13 protein-coding genes are annotated in these 22,609 nt (G+C 58.0%); 6 read left to right on the forward strand and 7 right to left on the reverse strand.

Annotated features, from left to right (window positions below; all coding sequences use genetic code 11):
- Positions 1–38: 38 nt before the first annotated feature.
- From GRI44_RS07260 to GRI44_RS07275, 4 genes are all read left to right on the forward strand, one after another.
- Positions 39–2,795 carry a hypothetical protein gene (locus tag GRI44_RS07260; protein ID WP_160600734.1) on the forward strand — a complete coding sequence of 919 codons (2,757 nt, stop codon included), beginning with the start codon at positions 39–41 and terminating at the stop codon, positions 2,793–2,795.
- The gene (locus tag GRI44_RS07265; RefSeq protein ID WP_160600736.1) at positions 2,758–3,717 is read left to right on the forward strand and encodes a hypothetical protein; all 960 of its coding nucleotides are present in this window, start codon (positions 2,758–2,760) and stop codon (positions 3,715–3,717) included. The genes GRI44_RS07260 and GRI44_RS07265 overlap by 38 nt, the downstream gene beginning before the upstream one ends.
- Complete coding sequence (locus GRI44_RS07270; protein ID WP_160600738.1) at positions 3,710–4,420, forward strand: hypothetical protein; 711 nt, start codon at positions 3,710–3,712, stop codon at positions 4,418–4,420. Before GRI44_RS07265 ends, GRI44_RS07270 begins: the two co-directional genes overlap by 8 nt.
- A gap of 469 nt (positions 4,421–4,889) precedes the next feature.
- On the forward strand, positions 4,890–5,324 hold the full coding sequence (locus GRI44_RS07275) for a hypothetical protein (protein ID WP_160600740.1): 435 nt from the start codon (positions 4,890–4,892) through the stop codon (positions 5,322–5,324).
- Positions 5,325–6,149: 825 nt separating this feature from the next.
- Here the strand turns inward: GRI44_RS07275 and GRI44_RS07280 are convergent.
- The 3 genes from GRI44_RS07280 to GRI44_RS07290 all read right to left on the reverse strand — a co-directional run bounded on the left by GRI44_RS07280 (position 6,150) and on the right by GRI44_RS07290 (position 17,096).
- Positions 6,150–14,888 (reverse strand): hypothetical protein, encoded by an 8,739-nt coding sequence (locus GRI44_RS07280; protein ID WP_160600742.1) that lies wholly within the window; start codon positions 14,886–14,888, stop codon positions 6,150–6,152.
- Positions 14,889–15,007: 119 nt separating this feature from the next.
- Complete coding sequence (locus GRI44_RS07285) at positions 15,008–16,102, reverse strand: TIGR03032 family protein (protein ID WP_160600744.1); 1,095 nt, start codon at positions 16,100–16,102, stop codon at positions 15,008–15,010.
- Positions 16,103–16,634: 532 nt separating this feature from the next.
- Positions 16,635–17,096 (reverse strand): peptidylprolyl isomerase, encoded by a 462-nt coding sequence (locus tag GRI44_RS07290; protein ID WP_160600746.1) that lies wholly within the window; start codon positions 17,094–17,096, stop codon positions 16,635–16,637.
- A gap of 152 nt (positions 17,097–17,248) precedes the next feature.
- Between GRI44_RS07290 and mgtE the strand changes: the two genes are divergently transcribed.
- Together mgtE and GRI44_RS07300 are read left to right on the forward strand one after the other, a co-directional pair.
- Positions 17,249–18,709: a magnesium transporter gene (gene mgtE, locus GRI44_RS07295; RefSeq protein WP_160600748.1), complete on the forward strand. Its 1,461-nt coding sequence runs from the start codon at positions 17,249–17,251 to the stop codon at positions 18,707–18,709.
- A gap of 3 nt (positions 18,710–18,712) precedes the next feature.
- Positions 18,713–19,108, forward strand: a complete 396-nt coding sequence (locus tag GRI44_RS07300) for a DUF1489 family protein (protein ID WP_160600750.1) — start codon at positions 18,713–18,715, stop codon at positions 19,106–19,108.
- 40 nt (positions 19,109–19,148) lie between these two features.
- On the opposite strand, the gene GRI44_RS07305 is transcribed toward GRI44_RS07300, so the two are convergent.
- The 4 genes from GRI44_RS07305 to GRI44_RS07320 form a co-directional block, all read right to left on the reverse strand.
- The gene (locus GRI44_RS07305) at positions 19,149–19,466 is read right to left on the reverse strand and encodes a PilZ domain-containing protein (protein WP_332872375.1); all 318 of its coding nucleotides are present in this window, start codon (positions 19,464–19,466) and stop codon (positions 19,149–19,151) included.
- Positions 19,467–19,589: 123 nt separating this feature from the next.
- Positions 19,590–20,291, reverse strand: coding sequence for a DsbA family oxidoreductase (locus GRI44_RS07310; protein WP_160600754.1), 702 nt, complete (start codon positions 20,289–20,291; stop codon positions 19,590–19,592).
- A gap of 58 nt (positions 20,292–20,349) precedes the next feature.
- The gene (gene nudC / locus GRI44_RS07315; RefSeq protein ID WP_232843070.1) at positions 20,350–21,198 is read right to left on the reverse strand and encodes an NAD(+) diphosphatase; all 849 of its coding nucleotides are present in this window, start codon (positions 21,196–21,198) and stop codon (positions 20,350–20,352) included.
- A gap of 46 nt (positions 21,199–21,244) precedes the next feature.
- Positions 21,245–22,609: a serine hydrolase domain-containing protein gene (locus GRI44_RS07320; protein WP_232843003.1), complete on the reverse strand. Its 1,365-nt coding sequence runs from the start codon at positions 22,607–22,609 to the stop codon at positions 21,245–21,247.

Consider the following 22,609-nt stretch of genomic DNA (forward strand, 5'->3'; position numbering starts at 1 on the left):
ATCTCGGGCTGATTCTCGCGATCGTGCTTGAGCTCTCATTGGTTGGCCACCTTCCTCCGAAAGCGGCTGTTGGACGCGCCATCAAACTGGTGGCGAGCAAGCATGTGAAGGTCAGCCCGCCATCGGACTATCGCGGTGAGGAGACGCTAGTACTAAACATAGCGCAGCTCGTTATGGCAGCTGCAAAATACAAGCTTTTGCCCCGCCGAAAACTGGCATCGGTGCTTGGGCGATACCTCCCAAAGGATCCACCGCGTGCCCTTTGCTCGCGTTTCCAGACGGAGCAGGGCCGACGCTTTGCTTACCTAAGAGCACATTCGGTTCGAGCATCCCTCAGATCTGAAACGGTCGAGCAGACCCAAGTTGCGGAGCCTAAGTTAAAAAAGCTGCTCAACCGCAAAGGGTACCAAAGCGACGGTGACCTAGTTCGTTTCGAGCAGCAAACTGCAGCGCTTCTTCCTTGGCATAAACTTTGGTGCGATTTTGAGCTGGGCCGGATCCAAGAGTGCCAAATGGGCACGATGTTAAATGAAGCGGCGGTTAATAGCAGGAAGGCAGAGGATCGTCTCTACGGCGAGCGCTCTGCCACAGTGGATGAGATTGCATCGATATGGTCCATGATCCTCTCAGCTGTGCATACTTCTCCAGGTTGGCAAAGTTTGGCGGACTGGCGAGACAATTTAAAGCATCCCTTGCCAGTATATGTTTCAGTGAATGTGATCAGGAGAGCAGCTCGTTCCGGAAACGCTGCGGCGGCTCTAGATTGGGCATCCTACGCTTCGATTCTTCATTCTCCCGTCAGAGAGGACGCAGAGTCGAAAGCCGATGGGTTTCTATCAATATCAAGGGCGATACTGGTGGCCAGCGAGGCCGAGGCAAAGCATTACTTTGACCAAGCGGTTATGGCAGGAGCGGAGATTGGCCAAGAGAACCTCTCTCGTTGGACAGCATTAATTGAACTGGCGCTTGCGTGTAGAATGGATGGCTTTGACCACCCCGAGCTTGCGTATGGATTCTCTCGAGCGGCAGAGCTTACCGAGCAACACGATGCAAGTCAGAAGTACTTCGATTGGGATGGGACCGTTCGAGCACTTGCTGCGCTGTCCCCTAGGTCTGTCCCAGCTATTCTCAGTAGGTGGGCGGATCGACGCGTCGGTGATCAAGGAAGACTGGCTCCGGCTGCATTTCTAGGGCTCGCCCGTGAAGGACACCTCACAGGAAACTCCTGCTTCGCCTTGCTGCCATTTCGATGGCGATGGACGTATTCTGAGCTTCTTGAGCAGGCTTTCGCGTCTGCACAGAGCGAGACACACTTGTCAGTGCGCGAGGGCCTTTTCTTTAGGTACGTGCAGCATCTTCGGCTTGGCTCGCGAGAATGGTCCAAGATTGGAGATGTATTATCCGGTGCAGGCCTATCCCCGCATCTTGCTCACGAGCAGATGGCCCAGATGGAGTTGCGCGAGAAGATAGAACGAGATCGAACGAAGGATCATTATCGGACACCAAGCTCCTCCGCGAAGACCGCCAAAGAGGTGGATCTGACAGATATAGATTGGACGACGGCCGGCGGAATTCTTGATGCCAATGAACGTTTCAAGAAGGGGGAGGGCTGGCTTGAACCTTCCAAGTTCTTTGCTACAGCCATCAAGGCTACTCCCGTAGGAAAAGAGCCAGCGTTATTTGGTGCTCTAGATGAAGCGGGATTAGTCCATCTGTATGATTTGAGTTCGCTCTTATCTACGGTGCCGGTCTCTTGGCGACGTCGTCCTGCAGTTAATGCCGCCTTAGACGAGCTCATTCTCTCGACGTTCAAAAGAGACTGCTTCTCGGTCCAGGCCAGCAATCTTTTTCAAGTCCTTTCGCTCGAGGATGCTGTGGCCGGATCCGGTCTCACAAAGCAAGGTCTCGCCTCGGAAGTCGTCAGAGCGATCGCATCGTCGTCTGTTGATCCTGGGAGCCAGGCAATGTTTCAGCTCGCCGGTCTCTTGGCGATCTTGCTCAACCCCGAGGAGGCAAAAGATGCGTTGAAAACAGCTCTGGAGTTCTATGAGCAGTTTCATGAGGCTGAGGATGGCGATGGGCCTTGGTCTGAGGCGTTAGAGCCACCCGAGAGTGTGAGCGAAAGCTTAGCAGGATATGTTTTTGCGGCGCTTGGTTCGCCGGAGCCATCTCGAAGGTGGGAGGCCGCGCATTGCATCTACCTGTTAGCTTCGGTTGGCGACAAAGAGATGCTGCGCAACATTATTTCATTCGCCATGGGCGGCCAAGCGACAGCTTTCCATGGTCATCAGCTATTCTTCTACGAGCTGAATGCGCAGCAGTGGTTGATGATTGGGCTGGCGAGGTCAGCCTTAGACAAGCCGGAGGCCATAGGGGCGGTTGCCGATTATCTGCGGTCAAAGGCAACCCGCTCAAATCAGCATGTTCTAATAAGGCATTTTGCCGCGAAAGCGTTGCGAGAGTTAGCTCGTGGTGGAGCGTTGTCTCTTGGTGCTGCCGAAGTCTCTAAGTTGTCAATGATCGACGAAGGCGCTTTGCCGCCCCTTGACGTCGCCAATCGTGGCCATGCTCCTGACCATGCAGATGTGGAACGGAAGTATGAGGACGCACGCTTCCATTTCGACATAGATTTTCGGAAATACTACATGTCACCGCTCGCCAGTGCTTTCGGCCTGTTTGAGGCTGAGATCGAGATTGAGGCTGAGCGAGTGATTGCTGATGATTGGGGACTTACATTTTCCGGCCGCTATGATGAGGATGAACGAGCGAAACGTGGTTTTTTTTCGAGACTATAGCCGTCGCAGCCGACACAGTGTCCAAGCAGATGATCTCGACTTCTATCTCGCCTATCACGCAACCATGGTGGTGGCTGGCAAACTGCTAGAACGCCTACCTGCGTACGAAAATCCAACCGATCCTCTAGACGACTACCGAACCTATTCGAGTTGGTTGGGAGATCAAATGCTAGTTCGCTCCGACGGGTATTGGCTCTTTGATCGTCGGGATCCTTGGCCTGTTTACGAGGATATTGATTGGGCCGCTGAGAAGGATGAAGACTGGCTTGCGTCCATCAAGAACTATGACGTTCAACACCTCGTTTTCCCGAGCCCAGAGAAGGTGGCGATTTGGGGGTATTGGACAGAACGGTATGATCGAAGAGAGCAGACAGTCATGGTCCGGAGTGCACTCGTTAGCCCTTCAAATGCCGATGCATTGGTAAGGGCAGTGGGTGATCAAGGTCATTATGACTTTGTGCTGCCATCCTTCGAGGATTTCGGCGAGATCGACGAAGGACAGTTCGTTCTAAAGGGCTGGGTTACAGAGGAAGGGCGGCACGACGGACTGGACGCAAACGATCCTTGGGCTGCAGAAATGAGCAAGCGCGTGGATGTTCCGCAAGAAGAGTTCCGTGACAAACTCCGTGCTAAGTCAAAAGACCTTGGCAGAAAGTGGGGCTCTGGAAAGGGCGAACTCTTTTGGAGCGAGGTCTGGAGCGAGGCTGAAGAGCAATCAACTTGGAGGCAGTCTGGTGATCGGCTTTTGGCGAACCGGATCGCTCTTCAAGATTTGATTGCCTCAACGGGACGAAGTATCGTTCTGGAGGTATTCGTTGAGCGCAGGATCAATCGGCGGGAATACGAGAGCGCTATTGAATCGGGGGGCAATACGAACCCATTCAAGCGCGAGTTCTTCATCGTGGAGAATGGGGATGACTGAAGAAGAGTTCCAGGATGCCACTCTTCTCGGCAAAAAGCTCGTTGAAGAACTAAAGCGCAGTGATGATCCTGAGGTAGACACCCTTTCACGGTGGATGGCGCACTACATTGCCGAACTCATCGTTCGGGCAGAAAGCGCTAGCGGGTTTGATGCCGAAGAGATCCGGAAAGACTGCAAAAGGACCATTCTTGAACTCTGGAAGCACAGGTCGGGTTTCCCAAGATCACGCCCGTTTTCAGAGTTAGAGCCTGTTTCATTGACCCTGCAGGCACTGCAGCCGGAGGAAAAGAACCCGTTCTATCGACAGGAAGTTCTTCAGAAGATCGAAAGTGAGAAGCTCGAGGGGGAGATAGCAACGTTTTTAGGTTTGGCTCTCGAGGTCGACTACTTGGCGAGAGTCTTGATTTCCGAACTGATCGACGGAGCAGTTGCTCACGCGGGGGCAGAAAACGCGGCTTGGGTCAAGGCGGCGAAGCCCGTGGTGGAAGAGAACGACAATCTGCTGGAGCTAGCTGTCTGGTTGGAAGATCATGATAGTAAGTCAGAAAGATCTGCCGGATTGATCCGAAAGCTCCAGCTGGAACGTTTAGAGCGAGTTTCGAGATTTATCGAATTCGTGGAATTGTACCGCCGCGGTCTGGAGAAGAATTCAGGGTTAGATTCTATCGCCTCGGGACATGAAAAAGACGCTAAAAAATATTAACGACAGAATGTTGAAATTGCCCCCTGGTCCGCTGTGGATCAAGCGTCCTGAGGTGGCTGGCGATCTCACCGCCTGCGAGCATGACGAGCTCGGGCCACGAGGATGCATTGGCACTTCTCGACGCTAATGCAACCGATGGGCTTCGAACACTCAACTAAACCGCTACCCGATTTTCGCTCTTCAAAAGAGCCCTTCAGGATGGTCCGAAATTGTAGCCATGCCGAGCTGCCTTATCTGTTGTCCGCTTTCAAGCAATTGGCGCCGGAGCTTCAATGACCGAAATGGGGGCGCAAAGCGGACGCCAAACCATCACCGGGCAAATGTGAGCTTTCGCTCTTTGGCTATCAAAAGCGGACTGTCGCAAAACAACCCAGTTCTTGCCGTTCAGTAGCGTTTGGCATTTCACCGTAGCAGACCGTCCGCTAAACCCACGTTTGAGATAAAAGCAGACCAGCCGCTAACGACCCAATTGCTGCCGTTGGAAGATTGCTTTATCTGGCTGCATATGACGCAAGTTCCTTCAAAATTGGAGCGCATGGAAATCCGCAAAGCGATCGGAAATCGGAATATTCCCGGTGCGGATTCAGGTGTGCGTCCAAGAGGGCCGGATTACTTGGTTGCGCACGCTTGTTTCCATTGCCGGAAGTCGTGGAAGCTCTCGGAAGAAAACACGGCGACTTGCCCGGAATGCGGAGGCTCGCTTCATTGGATGGGGCGCGCGTTCAAGGCTCCGAAGAAGTCCGACCTCGAACAATGGAAGAAGGTTGAAGCCCTGTGGAGTGCTGGGTTTCGGTTCGTCCCAAATACCCGCTGGAGAGAGGTAGAGCCTTATCCAGATCGGCTTCGAGAAGTTGCGGCGTTCATCGATAACAACCGAGAGCACCCATTTCGAGTCAAGGAATAGCGGCAGGAAACCACCCAGTTGCTGCCCTTCCAACCACCTGGACCTAGTCCCAAAAGCAGACCGGCAGGAACCGACCCAATTACAGATGTTCGCGCATTCACGACGTCTAGCTGTTCGTTGCTGCTCCGCCGCTTCTTGTGGACACCGCCAACCAACCGATAACCACTGGAACAAAGCAGATGAGTGCGCTCAGAGTGAAGCTGATCGATCCCCACGACCATGAGCCTATTTGCCAGCGCGGCCCAACATGAATGATCAGGATCATCGGGAGCGACCACCATCCTGAGAGCGCCGCGTCTCGAAGGCGAAGGAAGGTCAAAATAGCCAACGATATGTAGCAAGATACGCTGAGCGCGATTGCGACAGCTGCCGCTACTGAAGGAAGCTCGCCGACTGCTGCCACTAGAATTGCTGACACATGTGATACGAGCAGAATTGTGCTGACGACCTGATACTGTCGTCGCTTGGAATTGCGTTGGAAAAAGCTATTCATAAGCAGAAGGTACTATTTGCCACGTTCGCTTACCACTTAGTTTTTGACGTTTAGTTGCGCTTTGGGTTTCACCAAAAGCAGCCTGTCGGCTTGTCATTGGTTGTTGATAAAAGCAGACCGGCAGGAACCGACCCAGAAGCAGACATCGCAGACAGCAAGTTTATTTCCCGAAAGCTGCCATTTAATCAGACTGAACTTAAAGGCCGAAATTGGGCCGGTAGCGGACTGGCGGTGTGTGGCCGTTGCAAATCACAACGGAGACGGGCGGCCTTTAGCTTGCTTCCCTTCCGCGCTGATCGGCGACGCTGGCTTGTGAAGCTTTCCGCCGACACTCAAAAACTGACCCGCACTCCTGCCCGCAACCCAATGCTATTGTAGTCGCCGGAAATATCGCCTTCGATCTGGAAGAAACCGGAGATTGGGCTTGTGCCATCAAGCAACAGGCCTGCCTCGAGATGCGCATAAGTGTCGATCGGATTGTTACTGAAACTCAAAGCGTCAGGGCCGACAATGAACCGTGCGGTGCCGTCACCTCCGAATTCATGTACCGCACTGGCGTTCAGATGATATCCGATCACCATGCCGCTGGCCCGATCCGCTTGCCCGCCCATCCTCAGGCCTGCAATGCCGCGCAGGCCGTCCATCGTATCGAACGCGAAGCTGTGAACGTCGATGGCAATATTATCGAGTTTGCTTTGCTGGAATTCAATGCTCGCATGCGGTTCCAGGAAGAATGCGCCGCCGCCAGTGCGATATCCGATCTGGAGACGTCCGCCATAGGCATTGCCATCCGCCTTCCCGTTGAATGCGCCCGCCATCGAATCGTTCAAATCCCCCTTTATGAAATCATATTTGAGCAGTGCTTCGGCAAATAAGCCACCTTGCCGATAGCTGGCCGATGCCCCCAGGTTGAACACGCCAAAATCGGCACCGTTGCCATTGGCGGCAAACTTTAGCTGCGACGACAGGTAACCCGCCGTCAGGCCAAAGGCGAAAACATCCCCTTGGGCAAAATCAAGTCCGGCCTGAAGCCCGAAATAATCCTGTGAGTAATCGAGCACCGCATCAATGCGGGCGAGGCCCACCGTCTGGGAAAATTCCTCATCACGATCAGAAGTTGCCCCGTAAAATGTCAGCCACAGGGGCTGATTGGCCTCCGCCTGGCGTGCATGTACACGGTGATCGGCCCAGGCATCGGCGCTGCGATACCATAGCGAGGACGCAGCCTCCACAAGCTTGGTCGCCTCGAAAACGCGCGCTGTGACCGTCCTGCCAAATACGAAGTCGGAATTGCGCACATCATAATCGAACGAGTAGGCGAGGAAGGGCGTGATGTTCAGATCATCTGATGACAGCACGAACGCGGTTTCATCTGTTCCTGCTGAAGCGTCAACCACCACGATTGTGTCGCCCAGTCCGAGCCCGGAGGTCAGATTGTTGATCTGGATGACGGTGGTGCCAGTCGCAGAACCAGAGACCACCAACCGGTCGGTCGTTCCGGCATTGAAATCGACGTCAAGCGCAAGGCTGCCCCCCAGTCCGACAAAATTTCCGGTGGTGGTGAGCGAACCGCCAGCCAGTCCGTTCATCAGGGTGATCGAACCACTATTGGACAACGTCTCCAGACCGGTGAACGTGGCAGTGGAAGCAACCGACAGAATGCCGCTGTTGAGTAGCCTGTCGATACCGCCGCCAAAATCGCTCGCGCCATCAGCAATGAATGTGCCGGAATTGTCGAGGGTGTCGTCGCCACCGGCAAAGAGAATGGCAGATCCGATCAAACCGCTGTTGGTCAGAGTAATCGGGCCGGTTGCTGCAGAACTGGCAGAAACCGCGTAATTGCCCCCAGACAGCGTGCCGCTGTTGGCAACGTTTGCTGCGCCGCCAACCGTTGACAGTGCAACGCCTGCATTGCCGCCAAAAGTCGTTCCGGACAGGTTGAGTGTAATGATCCCGCTGCCGCCGGTCATGGCCGAAACGCCGGCAAGCGACCCCATGATGTCGCCATTGCCGGAAACAAGGATATTGCCGCCTGCGCCGCCCAAAGCATTGGCCAGAATTCCATTGCCGCCGCTGCCGAATATCTCATCTACATCGGTGACAGTGATGGCGCCGCCATTGGTAGTAAGGTTGACGCCATTGCCAGCATTGCCGCGCACCAGGTCAAGATTATTGATGATAATATCCGCGCCAGCCGTAGTGATCGCAATACCATCGGTGGCGCCAGTAATATTGCCCGAGCTGCCCTGCACCGTAATATGCGCCGCTGCGCCGGTGGAGACAGCGTAAATGCCCTGAGCGCTGGTGCCCACCACGTCGGCGGTGGAGGCCAGTGTGACCGTAGTGGCGCCGTCGGTCGCCAAAGTGCGGATACCGGCATTGCCGCCCGTCACATCATCCACGTTCAGCACAATCGCGCCTACGCCCAAATCTCGCGCGTCAATTCCGCTCTCGCCGCCCGTTACACTCCCCGCGCTGCTATCCAGCGTAACCCCCCCGCCATCTGAGAAGGCATTAATACCGTTATAGCGAGAGCCCGTGACATCGCCCGTAATTATCCGGACAGCGCCTGCGCCGTCATTGCCAACAAGTATCCCGAAGCCCCCGCCAGCAACGCTGCCGGCAGTGCTGTCCACGGTGATCGCACCCCTGTCGGAAAAGGCACGGATGCCATTGTAGTTTGTGCCGGTCACATCGGCTGTGGTCAACGAAACCGCCCCCGCGCCAATCGACCGCGCGTAAATGCCGCTGTCGCCGCCCATGACGCTGCCCGCGCTGGTATCAACCGTAATCGCGCCGCCTTTGTTAGAACGAGCAAAGATGCCGAAGCCGTTGGCGCCGGTGACATCACCGTTCGCAGCGGCGGTGCCGATATCGATCTCGCCATTGGCGACAGCGACGATGCCGCTGCCGTTCAGTCCGTAGAAGGTTCCCCCACCAACCGTCAGCATGCCATATTTGCCATTGCCGGTGATCCCGCCAACCAAGCCGCTGCCCTGGATCGAGATGTTGCCAGTGCTCGCGCTCGCTACAATGCCGTTGCCGCCGATGCCAAGGATGGCGCTGACTGCATTGACGGTGATGTCGCCGCCGTTTGACGCAAGGTCCAGACCATCGCCGGTCTGGCCGGTCACACTGCCAAGATTTTCGACCAGTACATCCGCGCCAGCCGTGGTTATCGCGATACCATCGGTCCCGCCGGTGACGTTGCCCGACATTCCCCGCACGGTGATATTTGCCAGCGCACCCACTGAGGATGCGGAGATGCCTCTACCATCGAGGGCAATGACATCGGCAGTCGATCCCAGCGTGATCGTGGTCGCACCGGTTTCCGCATAGCTGAGGATGCCGTCGCCGCCGCTGGTCACATCATTGACGGTGATGGTAAGGTCTCCACTGCCGTAATTTCCAGCAACGATGCCTCTGACGCGGCCAACCACTGTGCCCGCACTACTATCGATCGTCAGAGCGGTGCCAGAGTTGAACGCAGCGATGCCAGATGCGAAAGTCCCGGTCGCATCCGCGCTGGTGATGCGCAGCGCGCCGCTACCGGTATTGCGAGCGTTGATGCCATAACCTCGGCCCCACACGCTGCCGGCGCTGCTGTCGATGGTAAGATCGGTGCCAGAGCCCAAAGCACGAATACCTGAACCCTTCGTCCCGGTCGCATCCGCGCTGGTGATGCTTAGCGCCCCGCTGCCCAAGTTGTTAGCGACGATACCATAGCTGTTGCCCCACACGCCGCCCGCGCTGCTGTCGATCGTGAGATCGGTGCCGAAGTTGCGCGCAAACATGCCGGACGCGTAACTTCCGGTCACATCGGCGCTGGTGATGGTCAACAAGCCGCTGCCGTTATTGGCTGCGTAAATGCCATAATAGCCGCCCGTCACGCTGCCCGCACTGCTGTCGATGGCGATGCCGCCCATACCGCCAGTGGTCTGCGTGAATATGCCGGTTGCATTGATGCTGGTGACATCGCCGATTGCAGCGATGCCGCCAATATCGATGCTGCCGCTGGTAACCGCCACAATGCCGGAGCCATTGACGCCGTAAACTGGCAGGCCGCCAATCACGAGACTGCTCCGCGCGCCCGTACCGGTGATCCCGCCGGTCAGGCCGCTACCCTGGATCGAGATATCGCCCGTGCCCGCGTCAGCCACAATACCATTGCCGCCGGTGCCGAGGATCGTGTCGACCGCATTGACCGTGATGTCGCCGCCGTTTGACGCAAGGTTCAGACCAACACCGTTCTGGCCGGTCACGCTATCGAGATTATTGACTAGTATGTCCGCGCCCATGGTGCTGATCGCAATTCCGTCGGTGCCGCCAGTCACATTGCCCGAGCTGCCCTTCACGGTGATGCCAGCCAGCCCGCCGCTTGAAGATGCCAATATCCCCTCGGCAGTGGTGCTGATGACATTGGCAGTTGATCCCAGCGCGATCGTGGTCGCACCGGTTCTGGAATAGCTGAGGATGCCGATGGTATCGCCGGCGACGTTATCGACCGTGATTGACAGTGCGCCGCTGCCATAATTGCGGGCACTGATGCCAATATCATCGCCCGCAATGCTGCCCGCGCTGCTGTCAATGGTGAGATCGGTGCCGCTATTTTGCGCATCAATACCATTGCCGTTCATCGCGGTCACGTGCGCGCTGGTAATGCCTAGCGCGCCGCTGCCATAGTTCGCGGCGGTGATGCCACCCGTCACGCTGCCCGCAATGCTGTTGATCTGTATTCCAGTACCGAAATTGAAGGCACGGATGCCATCACCTCTTGGACCAGTACTTGCCACATCAGCGCTGGTGATGCTTATCATTCCAGTTCCGAAGTTGAACGCAGAGATGCCATTCTCGCTGCCTGATACTCTGCCCGCGCTGCTGTCGACGATGAGATCAGTGCCAAAATTGTTCGCGCGGATGCCTTCAGCCCTTGCGCTTGATCCCGTCACATCAGAGCTCGTGATCCTCAGCACGCCGCCATAGTTCTCGGCACGGATGCCATTCACGCCTGATATGCTGCCTGCTGCGCTGTCGATGGTCAAGTTGGTGCCATCGTTGCGCGCGAAGATGCCAGTTCCGACCGTCCCGGTTACATCTGCACTGGTAATGCTCAGCGCGCCGCTGCCGATGTTGATAGCCGCAATGCCAGTACCATAACCGGCAACGCTGCCCGCGCTGCTGTTGATGGTGATGCCGCCCATGCCGCCGGTGGTCTGCGCGAATATTCCGGAAGCGTTGGTGCTGGTGACATCTCCAATGGCGGTTGCGCCGCCGATATTGATGCTGCCGCTGCTGACCGCCACAATGCCCGAGCCATTCACGCCATATACGGTCGTGCCGCCAATAGTAATGTCGCCCCGCGGGCCAGTCCCCGTGAGCCCTCCAACCAGGCCGCTGCCCTGGATGGAAATGTCGCCTCCGTCGGCAAATGCGAAGATGCCGTTGCCGACCGTGCCGGTAATCGTATCAACCGCATTTATCGTTATGTTTCCGCCGTTCGACTGCGCGTTGATACCATCGCCGTTCAGGCTGGTTACCCGGCCGAGATTGTCGACCAGAATATCCGCGCCCACCGTTTCGATGCCCAGACCATCGGTCGCGCCGGTGATCATGCCGGACATGCCCTGCACGGTGATACCGGCCGAAGCGCCGGTGGACGCCGCCCGGATGCCCTGGGCGCCCGCACCCACAACATCGGCGTTGGACGCCAGCGAAATCGAGGTCGCACCTTCGGATGCTTGCGTAAAGATGCCGGCCATGCCGCCTGTCACATTATTCACACTTAGCCGGACCGCACCTGCGCCAGTATCTTCCGCGAAAATCCCCGTCGCACCGCTTGTTACGCTGCCTTTGCTGCTATCCAGTGTGACACCGCCACCAGTGGAAAAGGCAAAGATACCTAGTCTTTGGGCAGTCACATCTGCCGTTGCAACCGAGACTGCGCCCCCGCCTAGCGCTGTTGCCACCAGTCCGAAATAGCCCGAGACACTGCCCGCGCTGCTGTCCACGGTAACTGCGCCGCCGTTGGAATAGGCATTGATGCCGAAATTTTCTGTGCCGGTGACATCCGCCGTAGTGACCGAGACCGCGCCCGCCCCGAAATCTTGCGCAAACACACCGCTGAAGTAACCCGACACACTGCCCGCACTGCTGTCGATAGTTATGCCGCCGCCATTGGAGCGAGCAAGAATGCCAAGGCCATTGTTGCCGGTAACATCGCCGATCGCAGCCACGCCGCCGATACTGATCGCACCATCGCTGACCGCTACTATGCCGCTGCCGCCAGCACCGAACAGTGTCTGAGCGCCCAGCACGATGTCGCCAGACGGCCCCGTGCCGGTGAACCCACCAACCAGGCCGCTGCCCTGGATCGAGATATCGCCCGTGCCTGCGTCAGCCACAATACCGGTTCCGCCGAGGCCAAGGATGGCGTCGACCGCATTGACAGTGATGCTGCCGCCGCTTGACGCAAGCTTCAGACCATTACCGTTCTGGCCGGTTACACTGTCGAGATTATCGACCACTATGTCCGCGCCCATGGTATCTATCGCGATGCCATCGGTGCCGCCGGTCACATTGCCTGACATTCCCTGCACGGTGATGCTGGCCAGCGCACCCGCTGAGGATGCAAGTATCCCCTCCGAACTGGTACCGACGACATTTGCGGTCGATCCCAGCGTGATCGTGGTCGCGCCGGTTGTGGAATAGCTGCCAATGCCGATGTTGCCGCCCGCTACCTCATTGACACGGATGCCCAACGCGCCGCTGCCGAAATTGTTCGCGGAGATGCCGAAGTCGCTGCCCGAGACGCTGCCCGCGCTGCTGTCGATATTGAGTTCGGTGCCGTAGTTGCGCGCAAGGATACCTGAACGAGCTGTTCCGGTAACATTCGCGCTGGTGATGCTCAGCGCACCGCTGCCTCGGTTCAAGGCATCGATGCCAAAGGAATTACCCGCGACGCTGCCGGCACTGCTGTCGATGGCGAGGTCTGAGCCGGCGTCGGAATTGAACGTAAAGATGCCGGAAACGTCAGTGCCGGTCACATTCGCGCTGGTGATGCTCAGCGCGCCGCTGCCGGTATTGAAGGCCTCGATGCCATCAACGCCGCCCGCCACGCTGCCTGCGCTGCTGTTGATCGTGAGATCGGTGCCTGAGTTGAACGCAGAGATGCCTACACCGCTCGTACCAGTCACAGCCGCGCTGGTAATGCTCAGCGCGCCGTTGCCGGTGTTGAAGGCCTCGATGCCAAAATCATTACCCGCCACGCTGCCTGCGCTGCTGTCGATCGTGAGATCGGTGCCGGTGTTGACCGCAGAAATGGCGGAACCGTTCGTCCCGGTCACATCCGCGCTGGTTATGTTCAGCGCGCCGCTACCGTAGTTGCGAACAAAGATACCATTGTAACCACCCACCACGCTGCCCGCGCTGCTGTCGATGACGATGCCGCCCATGCCGCCAGTGGTCTGCGCGAATATGCCAGATGTGTTGGTGCTGGTGACATCGCCGATTGCAGCGGTGCCGCCAATATCGATGCCGCCGCTGGTGATCGCCACAATGCCCGAGCCAGCGATGCCGTAAACTGGCAGGCCGCCAATCACGAGACTGCTCCGCGCGCCCGTACCGGTGATCCCGCCAACCAGGCCGCTGCCCTGGATCGAGATATCGCCCGCGCCTGCGTCAGCCACAATGCCGTTGCCGCCGGTGCCAAGGATGGTGCCCACCCCGGTTATGGCGATGTTGCCGCCGCTTGACGCAAGGTTCAGGCCATCGCCCGCATTTCCGGTGACGCTGTCCAGGTTGCGGACCAGAATGTCTGCACCCACCGTACCGATCGCCAGACCACCAGTACCGCCGGTCACACTGCCCCCGCTGCCCTGCACCGTAATACCCGCCGCAGCGCCGGTGGAGGTAGCGCGGATGCCTTGCACATTCGTTCCCACCACATCGGCGGTTGACGCCAAAGTGATCGTGGTCGCGCCATCGGCCGCCAGCGTGCTGATGCCGATCCGGGCACCGGTTACATCGTCCACACTCAGCGCGATTGCGCCTGCGCCAGTATCTTGCGCCCTGACGCCGATACGCCCTCCGCTGACTTTTCCGCCGGTGCTGTCTACCGTGATCCCGCCGCCATCCGACGTGGCGCCGATGCCGTGATAGCTTTGGCCAGTTACATCGGCGGTGATAATGCTGATCGCACCTCCGCCGACAGCGTAGGCCTGTATGCCTTCAATCCCGCTGATGACCGTGCCCGCGCTACTGTCGATCGTAATCCTGCCGCCATCGGTGGAAGCAGAGATGCCATTGTTAACCCCGGTTCTGAGGTAGGCTGTGGTAATGTCCACCGAACCGCCACCAGTGTCCCTCGCAACTATTCCGCCGCGCCCGGTGATGATGTCGCCTGCGCTGGTATCCACCGTCACACCGCCGCCATCGGAGAAAGCTGCAACTGCAAAGCCGCCAGCGGTCGTCACATTGCCGGTCGTTACGCTGACCGCCCCGGCGCCAGTATCTCGTGCACGGATGCCATCGATCCTGGCTGTAACGGTGCCGTTGCTGCTGTCGATGCTGAGACCGCCGCCAGACGAGGTGGCCAGGATGCCGGTATCGGCTGTTGTGCTGAGATTCGTGGGTGTTGTCCCATCGCCAATGATGATGGTCAGATCGTCCACAGCGGCTTCGATCCTGCCGACCGGCGTTGGCGAAACGCACAGGATGGTGCTTCCGGCAGCCAGGGGGTTTGGCGAAACCGTGCATTCGGCCGGCACCACTTGTGCTGCTGCGGGGGCCGAAATCGCAAATGCCATTACGCTCGCCGCGGCGGTCAGGGGCATGACGCTTTTTCTGAATAATGAATCCGCTACCGCGAACACTGAGGCGCCGAATGTATCCGCCTCGCACCCGGCCTCTACCAGACCCATTTCGGGCGAATAGCTGGCGACCATGCCATTGGATTTCGTCAGGCGGCCACCGCGCACCATGCCAAAACCGAACCAGCTACGCCGGTTGCGGTCCAGATCGATGACGGTGTTGATAGGATGCTCGCAGTCGGAAACCCGGCCCAAATCAGTCATTATAGCCCCTGTGGCAGCGACAGCCGCAGAAGCGCCCACCATGTTTTATTTTTTTGGCAACGCGGCCGATTTTGCGGCCTTGAAGCTGCGTATAGATAGCACTCGTCAGCGCAAGAAAATTAGTCTTCAATTGTGATAAGCGTCGCTGCGTCAGGCGAATTTGGCGAAACTGTCATCGAGCAATGAAATCCCTCGACCACGCAGACATCGTAAAGCTCGCCAATCTCCCCATCGATCCGGAACCAGTCGACGCAGGCCCCGCTTTCAAGATCGATCACCTGCACACCGCACCACGGCTCGCTGTCAGCGTCCTTCAGCTTCTGATCAAGCGACAGCCCTTCAAACCGCTTATATCGCGGACGGGACAGCCCCACGAAAGCAAACTTACCGTGGAAGGACAAGCCGCGCAGGAAACCGGGGCAAAATGCAAGGGGAACAAAGGTGCCCATTGTGGCCTTGCCCCTTGGCAACTCGACATGGCCCAGTTCTCCGCTGCCCGAATTGAGTACCCATAGCCTGCCATCATGCCAGCGCGGCGAGTGCGGCATGGACAGGCCCTCGCACACGATTTCATTTGTCTGGACATCAATCACCACACCGCCATCGGCGCGGCGATCGCGCCAGCCATCAATGGTATTGGACCGCGATACAGCGGTGACAAAGGCAGCCTTGCCTTCGCGCATGGCCAAACCGTTCAAGTGACAGCGGTCTTCATCCACAATGTCGGTAATGAAGGGCGGCTTCCAGATTGGCTTGAACGAATGCCTGTCCGATATTGCGGCGAGGCAATTGTAACGTGTGTTGACGAAGATAATCCGCCCGTCGCTTTCCACGCCCACGTCATGCGCGTCGATCTGGCCGGTCAGATAGGTCGTGCGCGCCATGAAGCAGGCGTCGTAAATCTGATTGATGCGCTGCTCTGGCGCCAGCACATTGACCAACCGCGTTATCTGGGCGCCTGCGGAGAGAACAAGTTGGCCGCTGCCATCCGTGCACAATCCCATCGGCTTGGGCATAGCTGATTGGTGGAGTTGGGCGGCACCCTGCGGATTGCCGCCCAGCATGTACAGCAAGCCGGATTGGTAGGAAGTGAAGGCCAGCGACGCCCTCATCGCAATAAGCCGGGCAATGAATCCGCTCGACAGCGAATACTCCACTTTCGGCGGTGCTGCGCTCACCTGACTTGCTACGACCTGTTGCCCCGGCGCTTCCATATTCTCTCCAAAGCGGCCTCATTGTTGAACGGCGGCCGCACCCGCCGCGTCAGGTGACCGATAAGACTGGCCTGGTAAAGGAAATCCCGAGATTGAGCGCGCAATGTCATTTGTTTTGCCGGGCGAGCATCGCACGGTTAAATCAAAGGGCGCTCAAATTGATGGCAGTTCTCGTACTCAACAGACGACGCTGATGGCGTTAAATGAACGGCCCCGTACATAAAGGCACTTCAACCGTCTGCGCCGGTGTTGGCAGCAGTAAGCGTACGCCTTCGAAATTTAAAAAAGCAAAGCCGAAGGTCTTGGAAGGAGCGCGTTGCAGCCGAGCGGGCCAATCGGCTGAACGTCCGCTTACACGGCTTAGCATTCTGAAAGCAGACTGGAAGCTTTCCACCCACAATCGGACATTTTGTAAGTTCTTGAGTTTCGCCAAAAGCAGACAGTCAACGTAACGCCCGCATGCTAATGCGTGGTTTCTCACCTCCAGCGCGCAGAGTCTGTAAAAAAGGGCGCCAGTGGCGCCCTTTTTTGATCAGCTGACCGTGGCTTTCACGATCTTGCCTGGTTTCTTGGGTGGCTCGCCCTTGGGCAGCGCGTCTACATGTTCCATGCCGCTCGTCACTTCGCCCCAGGCGGTATATTGCCCATCCAGGAAACGCGCATCGTCAAAGCAGATGAAGAATTGGCTGTTGGCGCTGTCAGGCGCAGATGACCGTGCCATCGAACATACGCCGCGCACATGCGGGATGCTGTTGAATTCAGCTTTCAGATCAGCCTTGGGGCTGCCGCCCATGCCGGTGCCGGTCGGATCGCCGCCTTGCGCCATGAAGCCGGGAATAACGCGGTGGAACACCACGCCATCGTAAAACCCGTCCTTGGCCAGTTCCACGATACGTTCGACATGGCCGGGTGCCACATCAGGCCGCAGCTTGATGACGACATCGCCCTCGCCATTTTCTGTATCGAGGGTAAAAGTAAGCGTCTGATCAGCCATTGATGCAATCTCCTGTTGGCACCTGTTTTCAATTCGGGGCCGATATAGGCATTCATGCGCCAAAGTCACCCTTTGCTGCTGAATTGGCTTTGCCCTTGGAACGTCTGCGTCAACAGGGTTGCTTTTGCATGTCCCGCGCCTAGAGCGAGGCGATGGCGAAGGACAAGCGCGCCCAGTATGACGAGAATGACCTGTTGCTGGCACAGCCGCCACAGCAGGACGAAGGCGCGCGCCCCGACGACCGGATTGACGACGAACGTCACGACGAGGAAAACCGCCTTAAAACCGGCTATGTCCGCGCTGTGCGCGATGCGCTGGACGCCGGTGACAAGGGGTTGGTGTATGATCTGGTCGAACCGCTGCACGCAGCGGACATCGCCGACCTTATCGAATTGTTCGAACCTGATGAACGGGGCATCCTTGCCAGCGCCATAACCGATCTGATGTCGAGCGACGTAATCGCCGAACTCAACGATTACGTGCGCGAAGACATGATGGAACAGCTGTCCGCACGGTCAGTTGCGTCCATTGCCGAACAGTTGGAAACCGATGATGCGGTCCAGCTGATCGAAGACCTTGAACCGGCTGACCAGCTGGCGGTTCTGGCCGAACTGGACGCAGAAGACCGCGCCGCGATCGAAAGCGCACTGGCCTATCCAGAAGAAACCGCTGGCCGTTTGATGAGCCGCGATTTCGTGGCCGTGCCGGAACATATGACGGTCGGCAATCTGATCGATTACCTGCGCGAAAGTGTCGATCTGGGGCAGGATTTCTGGGAAATTTTCGTGGTGGATTATGCCCACCATCCGGTCGGCACCTGCCAGTTAAGCTGGATATTACGCACCCCGCGGCAGGTTTCGCTGACCGATGTGATGAAGCGCGACCAGACCCTGATCCCGGTGACGATGGATCAGGAAGAAGTCGCCCTGATGTTCCAGAAATATGCGCTGATTTCCGCCGCCGTGGTGGATGAAAGCGGCCGGCTGGTTGGCCAGATGACCGTGGACGATGTGGTCCACATTATTTCCGAAGAAGCCAGCGAAGATGCCCTGCTGATGTCCGGTGCGGGTGATGGCGACATTAACGAACCGATCCGCGATGCCTATGCCGCCCGGGTGCGCTGGCTGGTCGCCAATCTGGGCACGGCGCTGATTGCGAGCCTGATTATTGCAGCATTTGGCGGCGCGATCGAAAAGCTGGTGGCCCTGGCAGTGCTGATGCCGATTGTGGCCAGCATTGGCGGCAATGCGGGCACCCAGACCATGGCTGTATCGGTGCGCGCCATTGCCATGAACCAGCTGACCCGTGCCAATACGGGCCGCATTTTGTGGCGGGAAATGCGCGTGGCATTGCTAAACGGCGTGACAATTGCCGTGCTGGTCGGCCTTGCCACCGGGGTCATCTTCACGCCCATGCTGGGGGTCGTGATTGCGGTGGCCGTGATGGTCAATGTGGTAACGGCGGGCCTTGCCGGTGTGCTGGTCCCCGTCATATTCGAACGGCTGAAGCAGGACCCTGCGGTGGCCAGTTCGGTATTTGTGACCATGATCACGGATTCCATGGGCTTTTTCGCATTTCTGGGTCTGGCCGTGGCCGCCGGGCTGGCGGGATAATTCATGCCGGTCCACATGACCAAAATCGCGTTTCGCAGCGAGAGCGTGGAAAGTTTGCGGCACTGGCTGGAAAGCCATGACAGCGTCGCCCGCCTGACCACCAAGAACCGCCCCACCCGCTATGAAGAAATGGTCGGCGGGTCATTATACTGGATACACCAGCACGCCATAGTCGGGCGCAGCCCCATTCTCGGCTTTGAAAAAACGCCCGAAGGCCGCTGGTGGATCGAACTTGCACCGGAACTGGTCGGGGTGAAGCCCAAGCCCAAGCGCGCCCATCAGGGCTGGCGCTATCTCAAGGAAGAGGATGCGCCCCGCGACCTGGAAGACGGCGAAGATATTGGCGATGTCCTGCCCGGCAAACTGATGGGAAAACTATCCCGGCTGGGTCTGGTCTAGGCAGCGTCAGCCCGTCCGGGCACGCCGCAAGCGCGCTGCTTCAGGCAGGGTCAGGCCGCCATTCCGGATTGTCCAGCTGATTGCGGATATGGTCAAAGACCGGTCCGTATATCGGCTTTGTAAACCGCACCCCGACCAGCGCATCATCCTTCCACGCGACAATCGCGTCGAAGGGTCCGATCTGCTGGATCGTGATGGACACAGGCTGGCCGACTGACAATCTGCTGTGTTGTTCAAAAAAGCGGCAACCATCTTCGGATATGTCGAGCAGACTGATCGGCCTGCGCGGTTCGGTACCGGCCCGACATGTTCCCAAAATTGTTACAGCATGGCGTTGCGACATTCTTTTTATAACCATGCACGGCGCAATATCGCTGTCGGCAATAGGCGGCTATTGATGATTGTTAAGTTTGCCCAGTTTCCCGTATTTTCACACCGGTTGCATGGCTGTGCGGTTTAAGACCTTGCCTGGCACCCTGGGTTACGCTGATGCCTGTGCCGGAATTTTTTCGGCAACACGCCGCAGCGCATTGGCATAGGTTTCCGGGTCCTGAGCACCCGGCACCAAAAATTTGCCTTCGATCACCATTGCCGGCACACCGGAAATATTCATGTCGAACGCGGCCTGTTCTTCTGTCCGCACTTTTCGCGCCAGATCTTCGTCTACCAGCGCCGCAGCAGCGGCCACGCCATCAAGGCCCACGCTGCGCGCGATATCCACCAACACTTCGGCTTTCGAAATATCGCGCCGCTGGCCGAAATGCGCGTCAAACAGCGCCAGCTTTAGGCGGGTCTGCACTTCTGGCCCTGCGCTTTCCAGCGCCCAGGTGAGCAATTTATGCGCGTCAAACGTGTTCCACATCATCGCCGCCGGGGCTTCCCCCTCGCCGCTGTAATCCAGCGACACCCCCGCATTGATGGCGGCCTGCCGCATCTGTTCCTGCACGCCGCGTGTCTGCTCCGCTGTGCGGCCGTATTTTCGCGCTATATGGTCCGAGCGTTCTTCACCATGCGAGGGCATATCGGGGTTAAGTTCGAACGCGTGCCAGCGAATGTCAGCCTCGATCTCCCCTGCCACCAGATCGAGCGCCTTGGACAATTGGCCATAGCCCACCAGACACCATGGGCACATGACATCGGACCAGATGTCGATCTGCAATGTGCGGGGGGTTTTATTATCCATCAGCGTGTTTCTCCATCGGCGTGTTCGTCCATCAGGCGCATCAGGCGATTTGTCAGCCTCATGCCTTGTCCAGCCACCATGATAGCAGAGTATGGGCAATCGCGCTTGATGGCGGCGGTGCGAAGGGGCCGCTACCATCGCGCCCCTCGGCCATGGCACGGGCAACATCCTCCCGCGTGAACCAGCGGGCTTCTTCCAGTTCGGTCTCGTCAATCGTCAAAGCATCCGTTTCAGCGGTGCAATAACAGCCGATCATCAATTGGCTGGGGAACGGCCATGGCTGGGTGGCGATATATTCCACATCCCTGACGCGCACCCCTGCTTCTTCGAAAACTTCGCGGGCCACTGCTTCTTCGATGGTTTCGCCCGGTTCGACAAAGCCCGCCAATGCCGAAAATGCGCGCGGCGGAAAGCGCGGCTGACGGCCCAGCAGCAACCGGCCCGAATGTTCTACCAGCATGATGGTGACCGGATCGGTGCGGGGGAAATGCTGCGCATGACACGTGCCGCAATCTCGCTGCCAGCCGCCCTTTGTCAGGCGGGTTCCGGCACCGCAGCGCGCACAAAACCGGTGGCGGGCATGCCAGTCCACCAGGCTGCGCGCGCCGCCATAAATGGCCAGATCAGCGGGACTGAGCATTTGCATGGCCTGCCAGATGCGCGGATTTGCATAGGCAGGGCCAGTGGCGCCTTCCTGCGGAACAGCAGCAAAACACGCCTTTTCATCCAGCAGACCCAGAAAAACCAGTTCCGCATCCTCGGCCGTGTCAGCCAGCGTTCCCCACACAAGTTCGCCCATATCGCCGATGACAGGCATCAGGCCTTCCAGATGCAGCACCCTTGCGCGCCAGTTCAGCAGACCGGCCAGCGCTGCCGGATCAGCCCGTATATGGTCTGCACGGTCCATCGGCGAACCGGCAAAAGCAACCGGCGTGGTGGTCACCAGTGTGCCTTCACTTGGCTGACTGGCGCGCTGCGGCCATGCTGCCCAGATCGGCCAGTACCGCGACCGGGAATGCGCCATGCACAGGATAGGCTTCAGACGGCATATACTGCGTAAACAGCGATGCACGCAGGCCCATTTTCATGTTGACCAGCGCCACGGTGCCAGCCGCCCCGCCCCAGCCATATGTTCCGGCCTGATCGCCCAGACCCACACGCCCGCCAGCGCCGAAACCGGCCTTGTCGGCAAAAGTGCCGCTGGTATCGACCGCGTCGGGAAGCAGGTTTGACGTGCCCACACGCACCGCCAGTTCACCCAGCACACGCTTGCCATCAATTTTGCCATAGCCAAGCAGCATCCGCAGGAAACGGTCGTAATCGCGCGGGGAAGACACCAGCCCTGCACCGCCGAAGGGGAAAGCTGGCTTCAACGTATAGACCGACGCATTGGCCGGATCGATGGGAATGACCGCGCCGCCCATGACGCCATAATTGGCAGTCAGACGGCCGATTTCGCTGTCAGGAACCTGGAACCAGGTGCTGTCCATACCGGCAGGTTTGAAGATATTGGTGGCCAGAAATTCATCAAACGGCATGCCTGATACCACTTCGATGACGCGCCCCAGCAAGTCGAGCGAGACGGAATAGCTCCACGTCGTTCCCGGCTGATAGACCAGTGGCAAGGTGGCAATCCCATCCGCAAATGCCGCAAGGCTGGAAACAGGCACGCCGCGGCCAAGGCCAGGAATGGGCAAGCGGCTGACTTGTCCGGGGATCAGGCCCAGCTTTTCATACGCGTCCTTGATTGGCCCTTTCTGGATGATGCCGTAGCCAAGGCCCGATGTATGGGTAAGCAGATGGCGGATGGTAATGGGCCGGTCAGCAGGAACGACATCCTCGATCGAACCATCGGCAATTTTCTGCACCTTCATATTGGCAAAGGCAGGCAATATTTCCGCCAGCGGCTGATCGAGGCCAAGCTTGCCTTCATCAATCAGCATCATGGTGGCCATGCCGGTAATCGGCTTGGTCATGGAATAGATCCGGTACAGGCTATCAATCCCGGCGGGCGCTGCCTGGCCGATGGCGAGCGTGCCTTTCGAGATGATTTCCGGATCCTGCTGGCCCCAGCCCATGGCCGCGACCATATTGGCCACCTTGCCGCTGGAACCATATTCATTGACCATTGCGGCAACGTTTTTCCATGCCGTGGGGGAGGATGCCCCGTGGGCAAATGCCATACGGCCCGCCGGCACAGTTGCCAGCGCAGCGCCCGCGCCCAGCCAGGCACCGCCGCGCAGCAACGCACGGCGTGAAAAGGCAGCATCCTCAAATTCCCGATAGGCCATCTGACATCCCTTTTTGACATGGATCAT

Origin of the sequence: Allopontixanthobacter confluentis (assembly GCF_009827615.1) — a bacterium.
Classification (GTDB): Bacteria; Pseudomonadota; Alphaproteobacteria; order Sphingomonadales; family Sphingomonadaceae; genus Allopontixanthobacter; species Allopontixanthobacter confluentis.